Below are 16222 nucleotides of genomic sequence, written 5' to 3'. Positions count from 1 at the left end.
AGACATCGGCCGCGAATGCGCTGTCGTCGCGCGGCTGCCGTCGACGGGTCGCAGACGCAGATCAGGCGAACCGCACCGAGCGATTGCGCCCCTCGCGCTTGGCGGCATAGAGCGCGGCGTCCGCGTCGTTGACCAGCGATACGCAGTCGTCGTTTTGCGCGCGTGCCGCCGCGGCGCCGCAGCTGGCCGTCACTGCAATGCGCACGCCGTCGACCTCTACCGGATCGGCGCCGATGGTGAGCCGCACCTTCTCGGCGACGATCATGGCTTCGTCGAGCGTGGTGGCGGGCAGCAGCAGCGCGAATTCCTCGCCGCCGAAGCGTCCGAAAGTGTATTCCGGGCAGATTACGGCCGATACCCGCTGCGCTGTGGCGCGCAGCACGGCATCGCCCGCCACATGGCCGAACTCGTCGTTGATTTTCTTGAAGTGGTCCAGGTCGAACAGCAACATCGACAGTTCGCCGCCTTGGCGCTGCCAGCGCTTGAACTCGTCGCGCATCCGCGCTTCGAAGTAGCGCCGGTTGGTAATGCCGGTCAAACCGTCGTGATTCGCGTATTCACGCAGTTTGGCAAGCGCCTCTTCGCGCTCGCGCTGCACGATGCTCACGTCTGTCGCGTCGGTGATCGTCACGCACACCGCCACCACTTCGCGGCCGCGCGTCAGCGGCATGAACGTGCAGTTTTGCTGCATGTAGTCGATTCCGCCGGTAATCGGCCGGTCGTGCTCGAAACGGAAAAGGTAGGGCCGCTGTTCCCATGAGCTGAACGCGAAGCTGCCGAGCACAAAAACGCTTTTCACCTTGCGCGTCAACCACTCGCGGGGCAGATCGGGGAAACTGTCGAAGAGCGATCGCCCGATGACCTGCTGTGCGGACAGCCCGCTGTGCTCGTGCATGAAGCGGTTCCACATCTGCACGTTCAGATCGCGGTCGACGACGAAGATGCCCAGGCCTACTCGTTCCACTACCAACTCGGACAGCGACGGATCCAATGCCTGTCCTGCCGTATCGTTCATGTCTCGCCCAGCAGCGCGTCCAGCGCGTCGCGCACGATGCGGATCGACTCCTGTGCCATGAGCATGACCAGGTGCACGCGGAAATTCCGGTCTTCGAGCGAGAAATTGACTTCGAGCAGCAGCGCCATGTCCCAGGTCAGCACGTCGGGCCGAAATACTTCATCGAGGGACATGCCACCGCCGATCAGACCCGGCGGCGAGAACACGGGCGTCGTGCCGAGCTGGTCGAGGATCGACGACACGCAGGCGCCCGTGACCACGTTGGCGATGTCGAACACCAGTTCGTTTTCGCCCATCGTTTCGTGCGAGGACTCTCCATCCAGGCTTTGCGCAAGCATCGCGAGATCGGCGATCTCGCCGCTGCGGCAGATGACGAGTGCCTCGCCCTTGATGCCGGAGCGAAAGCTTTGCCGCACCGCGGTGACGGCGCCGTCCAGGCCCGTCATCTCGCGCAGCGCGTGCGCAGCCTCGCCGATCGCAACGCTGCGCACGCGCGGTACTGACAGTTCGATGAACGCGTCAAGCAGTTCGGACAGCCCTTTCGCCGCAGTCCCCATCGCGAGATTGGAGATTTCCTGCAGCGCGTCGCGCTGCATCTCGGTGAAAAAAGACTCAGTCATACAGCCCGTGTTCCTTGAGAACCGGCAGCAGCGTCTCGGGCATGACGGGCTTTGCGATGAACTCCAATGCGCCGAGCGCAAGCACGCGCTCGCGCGCGATCGGCTGTACGTCGGCTGACACGACGATGACGGACGAATTCAGGTCTTCTTGCTGCATGGCTTCGAGCACCTGGAATCCGGTCATGTCGGGCATGGTGAGATCCAGAAACATGACCGAGGCCTTGCCCGCCCGGCAGGCATCGAGCGCCTCGCGCCCGTTGGTCGCATAGGTAATTTCTATATCCCAGCCCGACGGCAACGCTTTGGTCATGACTTTGCGGGCCAGCAACGAATCATCAGCAATAACAACGGGCAAAGGCATAGTCGGGTGGATATTCGGGAGGTTTGCGGTGTCGAAAAACGCCAGCCTGAGCGAGGCTCATGAAGTGGGCCGCAGGCTCGGGCGCGGCGGGAGGTATCCGGCAAGTGCAACAGCCGCCAGGGCAAGAAATGACGTATCGATCGCGCTCCAGGCTGTGCGGGGCATTTTCAGTTGCAGCAACGGCTTATTGGTCGCGTAATTTTCGAAGCAAATGCAAGAAATTGCAATCTGCTTATAAGCAAAAAAGAGGAATCGAACGCTTGTTAGCAATCAAAGTTTTATTCCGCGCGCCTGATCCCGCATCAACAGCGCCACCATGCGCTCGCGCGCCGCGAGATACTCCCTGTCGTGCAGACCGCTGCGCTGGGCGTATTGAACGAGATCGGCGCGCAGAAAGCGCTCTTCCGGAGACGAGGCGGGCTTGTTCAGCATACCGGCGTACATTTCTTCCAGCATGGCCGCCTTGGCGGCGAAGTCCGGGATTTCCTTGTGAATCACGTGCAAGCCTTCTTCCCAGATCAGCGCGTCGGCCAGGCGGGACAGCGCATCACTCTCGCTTGGCGCAAGAGGCGCCGCGTAATGCCACTCGCCGAGCCATTGCGGAAACATCGAAGCGGGCATCGGCTTGGCAATGGCGAATCCTTGAACATAGTTGGGCCCTAACTGCGCCACCGCGTCCAACAGCGCGGCATCTTCCACGCCCTCGACGATGACCTGCTTGCCCAGGCTGTGTCCGAGCCGGGTCAGCTGGTAGACAAAGCGCAGGGTGTTGTAGGGGTCTTTGTCGGCCTGGCTGATGATGCTGCGGTCGATCTTGATGAAATCGAAAGGCATTTCACGCAGGCGCGTCAGCGTGCTGTAGCCCGATCCCAGATCGTCTTCCGCCAGGCAGACGCCCAGTTGCTTATAGGCTTCCAGGGCGCCCAGCAGGTCGATGCTGGGCGAGATCTCCTCGGTTTCCAGCAATTCCAGGGTAAGCGTGCCGGGCGGGCAGCCGTGCAGGCTCAAGGCCTGCTTCGCGGCTTCGACATAGCGCGGGTTGCCCAGGGCGGAGGTGGGCAGGTTGAGCGTGATATCCAGTTGGATTTTGTTCTGCGCGATCCACTCGGCGCGTTGCCGCAGCGCCTGGTTCAGGCCCTGCTCGAAAATGATGTAGAAATCTTCGGACGACAGGGCCGGGAAGAAGTCGCCGGGCGCGAGGACTCTGTCGCCGTCGCACAGCCGGGCAAGCGCCTCGACTTTTTTGACTTGCCGGGTGTGCGGATTGACGATGGGCTGGTAATACATCTGCAGCCCTCCGTTGCGCAGCAGGTCCTGCCAGCGCTTTCGGGTCGAATGGGGGATCGAGATGGCCGAGCCCTTGAAGGCTTCGAGCTTGCTGATGCCGAAGGTGAGCAGGGTCTTGATCTGGATGAAGAAGGCATCTTGCTCGAGCGAGGAAAAGCCGCCGGGCAGCGCGCTGTAGATGACGAGCACGGCCGTGGGGTCGCGGCCGTTGATCGGCACCAGCGGCAGGTTGATGTTGGACCGGTAGCCCGCCTGCATGGCCGATTCCCGCCAGGCCGCGACTTTCGGGTCGGTGGTGTAGTTCAGGCAGCGTTCGATGTGGCCGCTTTTCCAGGCCGACACCGTAGAGCCCGGCTGCATGGGCTCCTTGCCTTCCTGGATCCATTTTTTTTGCAGGGCTTCCCCGCGCGCGAGCAGGTTGGCCACTTCCGCTCCGGCCAGGGCCTCGGCCCTGAGAATGCCGTGCGCATCCGGGCGCATGAAGACGCATCCGGCAATGCCGTCCAGTTCGATCAGCAGATCGGCGGTCTTGGTGATGAGGTCGGTGTAGTTCTCGGCGTTCCAGCACAGGTCGCTGATCTTGAGCAGAATCTTGTGGCGCGCAAGCTGCAGAGATTGCGCGGCGGCCATCTGCCATGCCAGGTCGCGAATCAGGCGCCGGGCCAGCACTGCCAGCGCTGCGCCGTGCCGCGCGGCGTCCACGTGTTCGCGCAAAATGGTGTAGAGGATGTCGTAGCTGGTGATGACCTGTTCGCTCGACAGGCCGGTGACGGCATGAATGCGACCGGTCTTGAGTGCCATATCCTCGTGCTGCTCGTCGGTCAGGTCGGGTGAGCACAGTTCCGTCAGATTTCGCACCTGCTGCCGCTTCAGATGCCGCCGTTCGTCGGGAGACAGGCAATTGATCAGATGCTTGTGACCCGGCAATACGACGATCTGATCGTAGAACTGATCGACGATGCTATCGATGACTGAAGGAATGTCTCGCGACAAGGCCGCCATGTCGGCGTTTACCGACGGGCCGTAGCGCGTGTCCTGCGCGTTGCCGCCGGCGGCCAGGATGGCCGCGGGGGCGGCGTCTGCATTTGCCGGGGCCTGCATGCGCGGCGCGGTGGGCGTCTGGAAGAACGAGGCGAGGTTTTTGCCTGCGTTCTTGGACTTGTACATCGCCGTGTCGGCGTTGTTCAGCAGCGTATCGATGTCGCGGCCGTCTTTGGGATAAAAGCTCACCCCCAGACTGGCCGAAATCTGGACGATGGCGGCGTGTTCGCCGGTGATGGCCAGGGGCTTGTGCAGCAATGCCAGAATGCGCTGGACGATGGCGTTGACCTGGCTCGAGTCGCCGTCGTGGATGACCGCCAGGAACTCGTCGCCGCCCAGCCGCCCCACGAGATCCTGCTCGCGCGTGCAGTCCTGCAGCCGGCGGGCGGTCTGGCAGAGAACTTCGTCGCCGGCAAGATGGCCGTGGTTGTCGTTGACCTCTTTGAAGTTGTCCAGGTCGATGAACACCAGGGCGAAAGAGGCGGCGGCGCGCTGCGCGTCCGACAGCATGCGCTTGAGTTCCCTGCGCAGCATCGTGCGGTTGGGCAGGCCGGTCAGCGTGTCGAAATAGGCGAGCTTCTGAATGTTGTGCTGCGCTTCTTCGTGCTCGAAGGCAAGGGTGCACAGATTGAGGCTGACCTTGGCCAGCGACTCATGAAATTCCGAGGGCCGGGTGGGTTCCCTGAAGTAGAAGGCCAGGCTCCCCAGAACCCGTCCGTCGCGGCGCGTGATGGGGTTGGACCAGCATGCGCGCAGTTGCAGCGGCTCGACGGCGTACCGGTATTCGGTCCAGTTCGGATCCTGCTCGATATCGTAGGTCAGGTGCGGCCTGGCATAGGTCATGGCCACGCCGCACGTGCCGACGGTAGGGGAATTGGGCAGCCCCTCCAGCGCCTGGCTGTAGTGGTCCGGCAGGCTGGGCGATGCCAGCGGACGTATCCGCTTGTTTTCGTCCAGGGCCAGGATGCAGGCGACGATCTCGGGCGCGACGCGCTCGATTTCGCGGCACAGCGAATCCATGATCTTGCCGAGCGGCGCATCGCTGCTGAGCGCGGACAGCAAGTCTTGCAGGGCCAGGAGTGACATGATTTGGCGAGGCTATTGTTGGGGCGCAACGTCAGAGAAAGTACCAGATTGAGTCAAGATAATCCTAAATTCAACCTGTTCCGGGCCGTCGGACGACTTTCCAGTGCGGACTTCCTGCTACTCTTAGCCCGCTTCCCGTTAACGAAAACTCTCTGTGCCCGCCATTACGCTTCGACTCTCGCCACGCCTTCTTTTCAAGGCACGCCCCTGGATTCTATGGGGACGGCGCGCCATCGGCGCCGCCTTACTCGTCATGCTGGCCGCCTGCGCCGCAACGTTCAACTCGACTGCGCCGGCCAACTCCGCCGCGTACTACCGGGTGAAGGAGGGCGATACGCTGCTGCATATCTCGCGCCGCTTCGGACAGAGCACCTACGACCTGATCCGCTGGAACAAGCTCTCCAATGCCAACGAAATCTCGGCTGGCATGCTCCTGCGGGTGCAGCCCCCGTTTCACGACGCCAGCACCAAGGGCCGCGAAGCCCCCTCGCACGGCGACAATCGCGGCGTGGCAAAGCCTGCGCCCTACATAGGCGCAGCCGCATCGGCCTCGGCGCCGGTGCATGGCATTTCGCTGATCTGGCCGGCCCGGGGCAAGCTGTTGGCGAGCTACAACGGCTCCAGTTCCCGCGGACTGGTCATCACGGGTGAAACCGGTTCGCCCGTGATGGCGGCGGCGGCCGGCACCGTGGCCTATGCCAACAGCGGGCTGCGCGGTTACGGCAAGATGGTGATCATTCGGCACGATCGCGATTTCCTGACCATCTACGCGCACAACAGCAAGCTGTTGGTCAAGCAGGGCGAGCACGTCAGGCAGGGGCAGCGTATCGCCGAAATGGGCAATACGGACGCGCGCCGGGTGGAGCTGTATTTCGAGTTGCGCCACGGCGGGCAGCCGGTCAATCCCTTGGGCGTGCTGCCCCGGCGGTGAACGCGGCGGGGCGGTTAAACTTGTTTCTCCGCCATTTGCCATCAGGATTTGCGCCATGCCCAGCTTCGACGTCGTGTCCGAGGTCGATAAACACGAACTGACCAATGCGGTAGACCAGGCCAATCGCGAGCTGGCCACGCGCTTCGATTTCAAGGGCGTGCAGGCCAGCTTCGAGCTCGAGGGCTACGTGGTCACCCTCGTGGCCGCCTCCGCTTTCCAGGTCAAGCAGATGCTCGACATCCTGCGCGGGCGCCTGTCGGCCCGCAGCATCGACGTGCGCTGCGTGGATCCGGGCGAGATGCTCGAGAATCTGGGCGGCGCCCGCCAGAAGGTCACCATCAAGCAGGGCATCGAGCAGGCCGTGGCCAAAAAGCTGGTGGCCGCGATCAAAGGCAGCAAAATCAAGGTGGAAAGCCAGATCAACGGCGACAAGCTGCGGGTCACGGGCAAAAAGCGCGACGATCTGCAGGCGGCCATCGCTTTGTTGCGCAAGACCGACGTGGAACTGCCCCTGCAGTTCCAGAATTTCCGCGATTGACCCGGAAAGATCGACATAAGTCTTATATAAGAGTAGCCTGACGCTGATTCGTGTAAACCCGAATACAGCGAGTGCCTACTCCATGGCTTCTGTCGTCGCATCCACCGCGCTGGATTCCGCGCGCCGGCCTACCAGCCGCGAAATTTTCATGGGCTTTTTCCGCCTGGGCATGATCTCGTTCGGCGGCGCACTGCCTCTGTCGCGCCGCATGCTGGTCGAGCGCGAGGGCTGGCTCACCGGCGAGGAGTTCACCGAGCTGCTCGGCTTGTGCCAGTTCCTGCCGGGCGGCAACATCATCAACATGTCGGTAGCGGTGGGCATGAAGTTCCGCGGCCCCAGGGGCGCCCTGGCGGGGCTCCTGGGCATGATCACGATGCCTGCGATCGTGGTGGTCTTTCTGGGCATGATCTACGACCATTTCCGTGACGACGCTCATGTGCAGCACCTGTTCGCCGGCTTGGCCGCAGCGGCTTCCGGGCTGATGATCGCGATGGGCATCAAGGTCGCCAGGCCGCTGCTTCGCGACAGGCCGGCCCTGGGCATGGCCTGCCTGAGTTTCGTCGTGATCGCTCTGGCGCGGGTTCCCCTGCTGTACGGCATGGCGGGCCTGACATTGGCGAGCGCCGTCCTGGTGATCTGGCGGAGGATCAAATGACCGGTATCCTCGCAACCCTGCTCGGGATCTTTGCGCAGTTGTCGGTGCTGGCTTTCGGGGGCGGCAATACCATTCTGCCCGAGATGCAGCGCCAGGTCGTTTCGGTGCATCACTGGATGTCGGCGGCGGATTTCAACGCGCTGTTCGCGCTGAGTCAGGCCGCGCCCGGACCGAACATGATGATCGTTGCGCTATTGGGCTGGCATGTTGCCGGGCTGCCGGGACTGCTTGCGTCGGTCGTCGGCATGTTCCTGCCCTCTTATTGCATCACCTTGATCGCCATGGGGCTTTGGGAGCGCTTCAAGGACAGGCCCTGGCGCAGCGTGGTGCAGTCGGCCCTGATTCCCGTGACGGCCGGCCTGTTCATCGCCAGCGCCTGGCTGATCACCAAGGTGGCGGCGCACGGTTTCGTTCTGGCGTGCATTGTGCTTGCTGCAGCGTCGATATCGGTATTCGCCAAGAAAGTGCATCCGCTGTGGATACTGTTCGGCGGCGCGGCGATCGGATTGGTGTCGGGCTTTTTCTAGGCCGGCCTGCAAGATTCGGCCTCTAGAGCCGCCGCTTACCCGCCGCCAGCCAAAGGCGGGTCGCATCGCAGGCGCGCTGGGCCAGCAGGGTCGGCGCCTGCCTGACGGCGTCGGCCAGGCTGATCGGGCCGCCGGCCAGGCTGAAGGCGGCGGTGATGCCGATATCGTGCAGGGCTTCGTAGCCTTCGCCCAGCGAGCCGGCCAGGGCTACGACGGGCACGCCCAACTTGCGCGCGATGCGCGCCACGCCGGCTGGCGTCTTGCCGTGCAGAGTCTGTGCGTCCATGCGACCCTCGCCGGTATAGGCCAGGGCCGCGCCCTCCAGAGCCTGTTCCAATCCGCTGATTTCGGCCACCAGTTCCACGCCGGGATGGAAGCGCGCGCCGAGAAAGGCCAGCGCCGCATAGCCCAGGCCGCCGGCCGCGCCGGCCCCGGGCAGATCGCGCGCATCATGCGGCAGATGGCGCGCGCAGACATCGGCGTAGTGCGACAGATTGCGGTCGAGTTCCGACACCTGTTCGGGCGTGGCGCCTTTCTGGGGTCCGAAAATGTGCGCGGCGCCCTTGGGGCCGCACAATGGATTGTCGACGTCGCAGGCAACGTCGAAGCGCGTCTGCTTCAGGCGCGGATCCAGGCCCGATAGATCCAGCGAGGCCAGCGCGCCCAGCGCGCCGCCCCCGCCGGCAAGCTCACGGCCCTGCGCGTCGAGCAGGCGCGCGCCCAGCGCCGCGAGCATGCCGGCGCCGCCGTCGTTGGTGGACGAGCCGCCCAGGCCCAGAATGATGCGGGTGGCGCCCGCGTCGAGCGCGGCGCGCACCAGCTGGCCCACGCCGTAGCTGCTGGCGCGCAGGGGCCGGCGTTCATCGGGCGCGATGAGCTCCAGGCCGGCGGCCGTGGCCATTTCGATGACGGCGCTGCCCGCGCCCAGCCAGCCCCAGCCGGCCTGGCGCGGTTCGTCCAGCGCGCCACGCACTTCGGTTTCGCGCCACTGCCCGCCGGTGGCGGCCAGCACGGCCTGCACCGTGCCTTCGCCGCCGTCGGCCATGGGCACGCAAACGACCTGCGCGTGCGGCGCGGCCTTGAGCACGCCTTGCGCGATGGCTTGCGCCACGGCGGGTGCGGTCAGGCTTTCTTTGAACGAGTCGGGAGCGATGACGATTTTCACGTGGACGTCTTCAGGGTGCGTTATAAGTCCGGGAACCGCCGGCGAGGGCAGGGCCGTTCGATGATACATGCTGGCGCCGGCGATACGTATCGCCCCATCCGCTTCAAAGGAGGTAGCCATGCAAGCCGAAATCTCCGGCAGCACCATGCCGGTTCTGCAACTGACCCTGGAGCCGGGCGAACAGATCATCTCCGAGCCCGCGCAGTTTTCCTGGATGTCCGCCAATGTCGAGCTGCAGACCAAGATGGGGGCCGGCGGCGCCAAGGGCATTTTCGGCGCGATCGGACGCGCCTTGTCGGGCGGCGGGCTGTTCCTCAATACCTACGAGGCGTCGTCGGGTCAGGGCATGGTGGCTTTCGCTTCCAAGATGCCGGGCCAGATCGTGCAGGTCGAGTTGAATCCGCAGTCCAACTACATGGTGCATCGCCACGGCTTTCTGTGCGGCACGCGGGATGTCGAGCTGTCGATCGGATTCCAGCGGTCGCTGGGCGCCGGGATTTTCGGCGGGGAAGGCTTCATCATGCAGAAACTGGGCGGCAGCGGGCAGGCCTGGGTGGAGCTGGGCGGAGACGTGGTTTTCTACGATCTGGCGCCGGGCGAGTCGCTGCGCGTGCATCCGGGGCATATCGGGATGTTCGAGGCCGGCGTGGGCTTCGACATGACGCTGATGAAGGGCATCAAGAACGTGCTCTTCGGCGGGGACGGCTTGTTCGTGGCGAATCTGTCGGGGCCGGGGAAGGTGTGGCTGCAAAGCCTGGCCGTGCCGAATATTGCACACGCCATCATTCCTTATCTGCCGGCGCCGCAGAAGTAAGGGCGATTGTTTTCGAGCTCTTGCCGGCATGCTCGCGGCGGGGTGCAGGCCCTCTCGGGATTGAACAGCGATCGAACACGGATTGATTGATCAATCGTCGCTATTCGGATCCATGCCGGGAAAGAGCACCTCGGTAAAGCCGAAGCGCGCGAAGTCGCGGATGCGGGAGGGGTAGAGGCGGCCGATCAGGTGGTCGCATTCGTGCTGCACCACGCGCGCGTGAAAGCCTTCGGCTTCGCGTTCGATGGGCTTGCCCTGGGGGTCGACGCCGCTGTAGCGGATGCGGCGGTAGCGCGGGACTTCGCCGCGCATGCCGGGCACCGAGAGGCAGCCTTCCCAGCCGTCTTCCGTCTCGTCGGACAGGGGCGTGATGACGGGGTTGCATAGCACCGTGAGCGGAACGGCGGGCGCGTCGGGGTAGCGCTCGTTGTGCTCGAAGCCGAAGATCACCAGTTGCTGGTCCACGCCGATCTGCGGCGCGGCCAGGCCTACGCCATGGGCGGCGACCATGGTCTCGAACATGTCGGCGATCAGCGCTTCGAGCTCGGGCGAACCGAAGTTGTCGACGGGGGCGGCCACGCGCAGCAGTCGCGGATCGCCCATTTTGAGGATGGGGTGAATCATGGATGGGGTCTTCGTGCGAGAGGGGTTCAGCTCTGCTGCGTCTTGCGCTGGATGAACTCGATCTTGTAGCCGTCGGGGTCTTCGACGAAGGCGATGACGGTGGTGCCGTGCTTCATGGGGCCGGCTTCGCGCGTGACCTTGCCGCCCTTGGCCTTGACCTTGGCGCAGGCATCGTAGGCGTCGTCGACCTGCAGGGCGATGTGGCCATAGCCCGTGCCCAGGTCGTACTTGTCGGTGTCCCAGTTGTGGGTGAGCTCGATGACGGCGCCTTCGCTCTCTTCCTGGTAGCCGACGAAGGCCAGGGTGAATTTGCCTTCGGGGTAGTCGTTGCGGCGCAGGACGCGCATGCCCAGGACGTTGGTGTAGAAATCGATGGATTTGTCGAGATTGCCGACGCGCAGCATGGTGTGCAGCAGACGCATGATGATCTTCCTTGCAGGCAGAGATAATCGTCAATCGTAGCAAGAAATAGTCGCCGGGCTTTTTATTGTGCGGCCATGCCGCGCAGCACCTCCAGTACGTGCCGCGTTGCCCGCTCGACGTCGCCCGCGCGATGAGCGACGCCCAACTGGCGCCACAAGGCCGGGCGCAGGGGGCGCATGGCGACCCGCGGTCCGGGTTCGGGGGCTGCCGCCTCGTGCGGCAGCAGGGCCGCGCCGTAGCCGGCCGCCACCAGGCTCTTGATGGCGTCGTTGTAATTGAGCTCGATGCGCGGTTCGGGGTGCGCGCCCGCCGCGGCGAACCATTCCATGGTCTGGCGCGAAAGCCGTGTGCTGGCGTCGTTGAGAATGAGCGGCTGCTGCGCCAGCCAGCGCGGCGTGATGCGGGCAGGGCTCGACCAGTGCGACGGCAGGAAAGCCATGACCGGATCGCGCCGCCAGGCCTGGATGCGCAGTCCGGCCACCGGCGGCTGCGGCATGGCGATCAGGCCCACGTCCAGTGTGCCCTGGCGCAGTCCGGAAAGTGTTTCCTGCGAGGTCAGCACGGCAACCTGGACATCGATGCCGGGGTGGTCGCGCCTGAGCGTTTCCAGGGCCTGAGGCAGCAGATGCGCGATGGCGCCGGTGGAGGCGCCCAGCCGCACGCGGCCCGAAAGGCCCTGCACCTGGCGGTGCACGTCGTCCAGCGCCTGGCTGGCGTCGATCAGGAGGCGCCGCGCTCGCTCGATCAGCGCCTCGCCGATGGCGGTGGGCCGCACCTGGCCGCGCTTGCGCGTCAGAAGGGGCGCGCCGACGCGGGCTTCGAGTTCGGCGATGTGCAGGCTGACGGTGGGCGGCGCCAGGTGCAGCAGGCGCGCGGCCTCGGCGAAAGAACCGTGATCGGCGATGCTGACGAGGGTGCGCAGGCGGTCCAGGCTGATTTCACGCATTGGTTTCTTACGCCTTTTATCCGTTTTTCTACGTATTCTTGAGCTCGGCTACTTTAATCTCTACCGTTGCGGGTTTGGCACTTTTAGCTAGGGAGCAAGACGATGACCACAGAAATTTCCTCCGCTGTTCTGCTCAGGGAAGACATGGGCGGCGTGGTGGCGTTGCACCTGAACCGGCCGCAGCAGTTCAATGCCTTGTCCGACGAGCTGCTCGATGCCCTGCAGCGCGAATTCGCCGCGATCAGCATGGATGCGCAGGCGCGTTGCGTGGTGCTGTCGGGCGCCGGCAAGGCCTTTTGCGCCGGGCACGACCTGCGCGAGATGCGCGGCAGGCCTCGCCTGGACTACTACCGGGAGTTGTTCGCCAAATGCGGCCGCGTGATGCAGGCGATCCAGGCTTTGCCCATACCCGTGATCGCGCGCGTTCACGGCGTGGCCACGGCGGCGGGCTGCCAGCTCGTGGCCAGCTGCGATCTAGCGATCGCGGCGGAGTCGGCGCGCTTTGCCGTCTCGGGCATCAATGTGGGACTGTTCTGTTCGACGCCGGCCGTGGCTCTGTCGCGCAACGTCTCGGCCAAGCGGGCCTTCGACATGCTTGCAACCGGGCGCTTCATCGACGCGGCCACGGCGGCCGATTGGGGGCTGGTCAACGAGGCGGTGCCCGACGACGATCTGGACGACGCCGTGACGCGCAAGACGGCCGAGATTCTGCGCAAGAGCCCCGTGGCCATACGTTACGGCAAGGCCATGTTCTACAAGCAGAAGCAAATGGCTCTGGCCGATGCCTATGTTTACGCGGGCGACGTCATGGCGCACAACATGATGGAGGAGGATGCCTGCGAGGGCATCGACGCTTTCATCGAAAAGCGTCAACCTCAATGGAAACCGTAGTAGTTTCAACATTCATGAAAACTGAATCATGAAGTCATAAGATTCAACTTTTCATATCTTGTCTTTGGGCCGAAGATGACGACTCGCGCCATTCACATCGAGAGTCGGAAATCATCATGTCGGCACCCATAGTCTTCATCGACGGCGACCAGGGCACCACCGGTCTGCAGATCCACGAACGCCTGCAGGGACGCACGGACATCCGCGTCGTCACTCTGGCCGCCGCCGAGCGCAAGAACGCCGAGCGCCGCGCAGCGGCCATCAACGATTGCGACATCGCCATTCTGTGCCTGCCCGACGCGGCCGCGCGCGAGGCGGCGCAGTCGGTCGTCAACCCGGCGGTGCGTGTGATCGACGCCAGTTCGGCGCACCGCACCGTGCCGGGTTGGGTCTACGGCTTTCCCGAGATGACGCAGGGGCAGGGCGAACGCGTCGCAGCCGCCAGGCGGGTGACCAATCCCGGTTGCTATCCCACCGGCGCGATCGGTCTGCTGCGGCCTTTGCGCGAGGCGGGCCTGCTGCCCGGCGACTATCCGGTGACCGTTCACGCGGTGTCGGGTTACTCGGGCGGCGGCCGCGCCGGGGTCGATCAATACGAAGGCCCGGACGCGGCGACAGCGCCAGCCTTCCAGGTCTATGGCCTGGGTCTGGCGCACAAACATGTGCCCGAGATGCAGGCCCACATCGGGCTATCGCGCCGGCCTTTCTTCATGCCGGCCTACGGCGCCTACCGGCAGGGCATCGTGTTGACGGTGCCGCTGGATCTGAAGTCGCTGGGCGCGAACGCCGAAACCCTGCACACCTGCCTGGCCCGTCACTACGCCGGTTCCCGCCACGTGCAGGTGCTGCCGCTGGGGCAGACGAGCGTCATGGGCAGCCTCGATCCCGAGGTGCTCAACGGCACCAACGATATGTGGCTGGGCGTGTTCCACAACGCCGAGCATGGCCAGGCCGTGCTGGCGGCGGTGTTCGACAATCTGGGCAAGGGCGCTTCGGGCGCGGCGGTGCAGAACCTGGATCTGATGCTGGCGGCCTGACCCGCGGGTGCCGTGGCTGTCAGGGCAGGCTTGCCGGATCGTGGCGGCGCAGCGCCTGCTTGGCCTGTTCGAAGTCGGGCAGTATGTGGCCGACTTCGGCCCAGAAGTCGTGGCTGTGGTTCATTTCGCGCAGATGCGCGAGCTCGTGCGCGATGACGTAGTCGATGATGTCGGGCGCGAAGTGGATCAGGCGCCAGTTGAGCATGATGGTGCCGTCGCTGGTGCAGGAGCCCCAGCGCGTGGCGGCCGACGACAGGCGCCAGCGGCGAATGGTGAGGCCGGTGCGCTGCAGAAAGTGCGCCAGGCGCGCACCGAAGCGGTCGCTGGCGCGCTGTTGCAGCCAGGCCTGCGCGGCATCTCGTACGCGGGTCTGATCGGCGCTGGGCGCCAACGGCAGCCAGAGCGTGTCGCTGTCCTGCGGGGCCTGGGCCTGACCCGAGAAAAAGGCCTGCCGACGGTCGGCGGCCAGGCCCAGCACAATGCGCTTGCCCAGATACGGCAGCTCGCCGCCGTCGACCCAGCGCGTACCGCCGAGCGCGAGTTTTTCTTTGCGTTCTTGCCATTCGCGCAGCTTGGCCAGGATCCACTTGGCCTTCTCGCGCACGGCGTCGTCGACTTGCCCCAGGGTGACCCAGTTGGGCGCGGTGATGCGCAGGCCGTCGTCGGCGATGACGAAGCCGATGCTGCGCCGGCGCGAGCGCTGCAGCACGAAGCCTATGGTCTGTTGGGGCGTTTCGACCTCGCGCCAGCGCGAGCCTTCGGGCAGCTGGGCGGGGCGGGGTATGGGTACGCGAGCGTCGGGCGCGGCCTGCGCTGGCGTGAGAACCAGCGTGGGCGCATCATCCGGTGCGATGCGCGCCGGCGCCGGAGCGGCAACGGCAGGCGTTGCGACAGCATGGCTGCCGTCCGGTTCGGACGGGCCGAAATCGAACGACAGCGCAAGCTGATCAGGTGGTGCCATAGCGTTCCGGGTTGAGGACGCGCATTTCGCGGTCTATCCAGTCGTATGCCTTGGCGTTGAGTTCGTCGCCGGTCAGGCCTTTGGATTCTATCGCCGGGCCGATCGACACGGTGATGAGGCCAGGGCGCTTGACGAAGGCGTTGCGGCGCCAGCATTCGCCCGAGTTGAGCGCGATCGGGATTACCGGCGTCTCGGTGCGCACGGCCAGCATGGCGCCACCTGCCTTGAAGCGTCCCATCTTGCCGGGCGCCACCCGCGTGCCTTCGGGAAACACCATGGGCCATCGGCCTTCGTCCAGACGCTGCCTGCCCACGCTCACGACTTGGTCAAAGGCGTCGCGCCCCTTGCTGCGGTCGATGGGAATCATGGAAAGCAGAGCCAGTCCCCAGCCGAAAAAGGGCACGCGATGCAGCTCGCGTTTGTAGATGAAGCAGAGCTGGCGCGGCATGTGCGACGGCAGGAACAGCGTTTCCCAGGCGGACTGGTGTTTGGCCAGCAGCACGGCGGGACCGTCGGGCAGGTTCTCCCAGCCCTTGACCTGCCAGCGTATGCCGCAGATGACGCGCGCACCCCAGACAGCCAGGCGCGGCCAACCCACAGTGAGCCGATAGCGCCACGTCGCCGGCAGGGGAGCCCAGAGCAGACAGGCGAAAGCGTAGGGAATGACGGTGACGATCAGGAAGACGGCATAGATGAAAGATCGTAGCCAGGCCATGTTCTTCATGCTCCGGTGTTGCGTGCGGTTCTGCCGTCGCTGGCCAGCAGTATGTCGACGAAGGCGGGAAGGTCGTCGCAGATCTGCGTGCCGGGCGGCAAACCGCCTCGTTCGAGCGTCTTGATGCCGTTGCCGGTGAGCGCCAGCCAGGGCGAACAGCCCGCAGCGTGGGCGGCCTGCAGATCGCGCAGCGAGTCGCCCAGTGACGGTACGCCAGCCAGGTCCACGTCGTAGCGGCGGCCTATTTCAAAGTACATGCCCGGCAGCGGTTTGCGGCAGGTGCAGCCTTCGCCGGGGCCGTGCGGGCACATGAAGATGGCGTCGATCACGCCGCCCACCTGGGCCAGCTCCTGATGCATTTTCGAGTGAATGGCGTTGAGCGCCGAAACATCGAACAGGCCTCGCGCCAGGCCCGACTGATTGGTGGCGACCACCACGGTCCAATCGGCCTGCGTCAGGCGCGCGATAGCCTGCAGGCTGCCCGGCAGGGCGATCCATTCGTCGGGGTTTTTGACGAAGGCGTCGCTCTCGTGATTGATGACGCCGTCGCGGTCGAGAATGACGAGCTTCATGATCTTGTGACCC

The 16222-nt window shown here is 64.7% G+C and carries 18 protein-coding genes; 7 read left to right on the top strand and 11 right to left on the bottom strand.

The window, feature by feature from the left end:
- Positions 1-61: 61 nt before the first annotated feature.
- The 4 genes from ACTHJ1_RS06675 to ACTHJ1_RS06660 all read right to left on the bottom strand — a co-directional run bounded on the left by ACTHJ1_RS06675 (position 62) and on the right by ACTHJ1_RS06660 (position 5410).
- Positions 62-1015: a sensor domain-containing diguanylate cyclase gene (locus tag ACTHJ1_RS06675; protein ID WP_440189545.1), complete on the bottom strand. Its 954-nt coding sequence runs from the start codon at positions 1013-1015 to the stop codon at positions 62-64.
- A complete protein-coding gene (locus ACTHJ1_RS06670) occupies positions 1012-1635 on the bottom strand; it encodes a chemotaxis protein CheC (RefSeq protein ID WP_440189542.1) in 624 nt (207 codons plus the stop codon). The genes ACTHJ1_RS06675 and ACTHJ1_RS06670 overlap by 4 nt, the downstream gene beginning before the upstream one ends.
- Positions 1628-1996, bottom strand: coding sequence for a response regulator (locus ACTHJ1_RS06665; RefSeq protein ID WP_440189539.1), 369 nt, complete (start codon positions 1994-1996; stop codon positions 1628-1630). Before ACTHJ1_RS06665 ends, ACTHJ1_RS06670 begins: the two co-directional genes overlap by 8 nt.
- 270 nt (positions 1997-2266) lie before the next feature.
- The gene (locus tag ACTHJ1_RS06660; protein WP_440189536.1) at positions 2267-5410 is read right to left on the bottom strand and encodes a diguanylate cyclase domain-containing protein; all 3144 of its coding nucleotides are present in this window, start codon (positions 5408-5410) and stop codon (positions 2267-2269) included.
- A 253-nt stretch (positions 5411-5663) separates the two neighbouring features.
- On the opposite strand from ACTHJ1_RS06660, the gene ACTHJ1_RS06655 reads away from it, so the two are divergent.
- The 4 genes from ACTHJ1_RS06655 (at position 5664) to ACTHJ1_RS06640 (ending at position 8061) form a co-directional block, all read left to right on the top strand.
- Entirely contained in the window at positions 5664-6341 is a 678-nt protein-coding gene (locus tag ACTHJ1_RS06655) for a peptidoglycan DD-metalloendopeptidase family protein (protein WP_440189534.1), read from the top strand.
- 55 nt (positions 6342-6396) lie between these two features.
- Positions 6397-6879 carry a YajQ family cyclic di-GMP-binding protein gene (locus tag ACTHJ1_RS06650; RefSeq protein WP_440189531.1) on the top strand — a complete coding sequence of 161 codons (483 nt, stop codon included), beginning with the start codon at positions 6397-6399 and terminating at the stop codon, positions 6877-6879.
- A gap of 82 nt (positions 6880-6961) precedes the next feature.
- Positions 6962-7534 (top strand): chromate transporter, encoded by a 573-nt coding sequence (locus tag ACTHJ1_RS06645; protein WP_440189528.1) that lies wholly within the window; start codon positions 6962-6964, stop codon positions 7532-7534.
- Complete coding sequence (locus tag ACTHJ1_RS06640; RefSeq protein WP_440189525.1) at positions 7531-8061, top strand: chromate transporter; 531 nt, start codon at positions 7531-7533, stop codon at positions 8059-8061. Before ACTHJ1_RS06645 ends, ACTHJ1_RS06640 begins: the two co-directional genes overlap by 4 nt.
- A 22-nt stretch (positions 8062-8083) precedes the next feature.
- On the opposite strand, the gene ACTHJ1_RS06635 is transcribed toward ACTHJ1_RS06640, so the two are convergent.
- Positions 8084-9226, bottom strand: coding sequence for a glycerate kinase (locus tag ACTHJ1_RS06635; protein WP_440189818.1), 1143 nt, complete (start codon positions 9224-9226; stop codon positions 8084-8086).
- Between the two features lie 118 nt (positions 9227-9344).
- On the opposite strand from ACTHJ1_RS06635, the gene ACTHJ1_RS06630 reads away from it, so the two are divergent.
- Positions 9345-10040, top strand: coding sequence for a TIGR00266 family protein (locus ACTHJ1_RS06630; RefSeq protein WP_440189522.1), 696 nt, complete (start codon positions 9345-9347; stop codon positions 10038-10040).
- A gap of 90 nt (positions 10041-10130) precedes the next feature.
- Here the strand turns inward: ACTHJ1_RS06630 and def are convergent, their stop codons facing one another.
- From def to ACTHJ1_RS06615, 3 genes are all read right to left on the bottom strand, one after another.
- A complete protein-coding gene (gene def, locus ACTHJ1_RS06625; RefSeq protein WP_440189519.1) occupies positions 10131-10664 on the bottom strand; it encodes a peptide deformylase in 534 nt (177 codons plus the stop codon).
- A 26-nt stretch (positions 10665-10690) separates the two neighbouring features.
- Positions 10691-11086, bottom strand: a complete 396-nt coding sequence (gloA, locus tag ACTHJ1_RS06620) for a lactoylglutathione lyase (protein WP_440189516.1) — start codon at positions 11084-11086, stop codon at positions 10691-10693.
- 62 nt (positions 11087-11148) lie between these two features.
- Positions 11149-12033 (bottom strand): LysR family transcriptional regulator, encoded by an 885-nt coding sequence (locus ACTHJ1_RS06615; protein ID WP_440189513.1) that lies wholly within the window; start codon positions 12031-12033, stop codon positions 11149-11151.
- A gap of 102 nt (positions 12034-12135) precedes the next feature.
- Between ACTHJ1_RS06615 and ACTHJ1_RS06610 the strand changes: the two genes are divergently transcribed.
- Complete coding sequence (locus ACTHJ1_RS06610; RefSeq protein WP_440189510.1) at positions 12136-12924, top strand: enoyl-CoA hydratase; 789 nt, start codon at positions 12136-12138, stop codon at positions 12922-12924.
- Positions 12925-13040: 116 nt separating this feature from the next.
- Entirely contained in the window at positions 13041-13961 is a 921-nt protein-coding gene (argC, locus tag ACTHJ1_RS06605; RefSeq protein ID WP_440189507.1) for an N-acetyl-gamma-glutamyl-phosphate reductase, read from the top strand.
- Between the two features lie 19 nt (positions 13962-13980).
- Here the strand turns inward: argC and ACTHJ1_RS06600 are convergent, their stop codons facing one another.
- Genes ACTHJ1_RS06600 through gmhB form a run of 3 tightly spaced genes read right to left on the bottom strand, consistent with a single transcriptional unit; the run spans position 13981 to position 16209 of the window.
- Entirely contained in the window at positions 13981-14922 is a 942-nt protein-coding gene (locus ACTHJ1_RS06600) for a M48 family metallopeptidase (RefSeq protein WP_440189504.1), read from the bottom strand.
- Positions 14909-15637, bottom strand: coding sequence for a lysophospholipid acyltransferase family protein (locus tag ACTHJ1_RS06595; RefSeq protein ID WP_440189501.1), 729 nt, complete (start codon positions 15635-15637; stop codon positions 14909-14911). Before ACTHJ1_RS06595 ends, ACTHJ1_RS06600 begins: the two co-directional genes overlap by 14 nt.
- A 5-nt stretch (positions 15638-15642) precedes the next feature.
- On the bottom strand, positions 15643-16209 hold the full coding sequence (gene gmhB / locus ACTHJ1_RS06590; protein WP_440189498.1) for a D-glycero-beta-D-manno-heptose 1,7-bisphosphate 7-phosphatase: 567 nt from the start codon (positions 16207-16209) through the stop codon (positions 15643-15645).
- Between the last annotated feature and the right edge of the window lie 13 nt (positions 16210-16222).

Origin of the sequence: Bordetella sp. (genome assembly GCF_051960075.1) — a bacterium.
GTDB lineage: Bacteria > Pseudomonadota > Gammaproteobacteria > Burkholderiales > Burkholderiaceae_B > Bordetella.
The sequence above is the reverse complement of the archived record's forward strand: the minus strand, read 5'-3'. Positions and strand labels throughout refer to the sequence as shown.

Bases quoted from the DNA above. Each gene is read 5' to 3' on its own strand.
- ACTHJ1_RS06650 (WP_440189531.1), top strand. From the start codon at position 6,397: ATGCCCAGCTTCGACGTCGTGTCCGAGGTCGATAAACACGAACTGACC.
- ACTHJ1_RS06630 (WP_440189522.1), top strand. From the start codon at position 9,345: ATGCAAGCCGAAATCTCCGGCAGCACCATGCCGGTTCTGCAACTGACC.
- ACTHJ1_RS06675 (WP_440189545.1), bottom strand. From the start codon at position 1,015: ATGAACGATACGGCAGGACAGGCATTGGATCCGTCGCTGTCCGAGTTG.
- ACTHJ1_RS06660 (WP_440189536.1), bottom strand. From the start codon at position 5,410: ATGTCACTCCTGGCCCTGCAAGACTTGCTGTCCGCGCTCAGCAGCGAT.
- def (WP_440189519.1), bottom strand. From the start codon at position 10,664: ATGATTCACCCCATCCTCAAAATGGGCGATCCGCGACTGCTGCGCGTG.
- argC (WP_440189507.1), top strand. From the start codon at position 13,041: ATGTCGGCACCCATAGTCTTCATCGACGGCGACCAGGGCACCACCGGT.
- ACTHJ1_RS06645 (WP_440189528.1), top strand. From the start codon at position 6,962: ATGGCTTCTGTCGTCGCATCCACCGCGCTGGATTCCGCGCGCCGGCCT.
- ACTHJ1_RS06665 (WP_440189539.1), bottom strand. From the start codon at position 1,996: ATGCCTTTGCCCGTTGTTATTGCTGATGATTCGTTGCTGGCCCGCAAA.
- ACTHJ1_RS06670 (WP_440189542.1), bottom strand. From the start codon at position 1,635: ATGACTGAGTCTTTTTTCACCGAGATGCAGCGCGACGCGCTGCAGGAA.
- ACTHJ1_RS06655 (WP_440189534.1), top strand. From the start codon at position 5,664: ATGCTGGCCGCCTGCGCCGCAACGTTCAACTCGACTGCGCCGGCCAAC.
- gmhB (WP_440189498.1), bottom strand. From the start codon at position 16,209: ATGAAGCTCGTCATTCTCGACCGCGACGGCGTCATCAATCACGAGAGC.
- ACTHJ1_RS06640 (WP_440189525.1), top strand. From the start codon at position 7,531: ATGACCGGTATCCTCGCAACCCTGCTCGGGATCTTTGCGCAGTTGTCG.
- gloA (WP_440189516.1), bottom strand. From the start codon at position 11,086: ATGCGTCTGCTGCACACCATGCTGCGCGTCGGCAATCTCGACAAATCC.
- ACTHJ1_RS06600 (WP_440189504.1), bottom strand. From the start codon at position 14,922: ATGGCACCACCTGATCAGCTTGCGCTGTCGTTCGATTTCGGCCCGTCC.
- ACTHJ1_RS06610 (WP_440189510.1), top strand. From the start codon at position 12,136: ATGACCACAGAAATTTCCTCCGCTGTTCTGCTCAGGGAAGACATGGGC.
- ACTHJ1_RS06595 (WP_440189501.1), bottom strand. From the start codon at position 15,637: ATGGCCTGGCTACGATCTTTCATCTATGCCGTCTTCCTGATCGTCACC.
- ACTHJ1_RS06615 (WP_440189513.1), bottom strand. From the start codon at position 12,033: ATGCGTGAAATCAGCCTGGACCGCCTGCGCACCCTCGTCAGCATCGCC.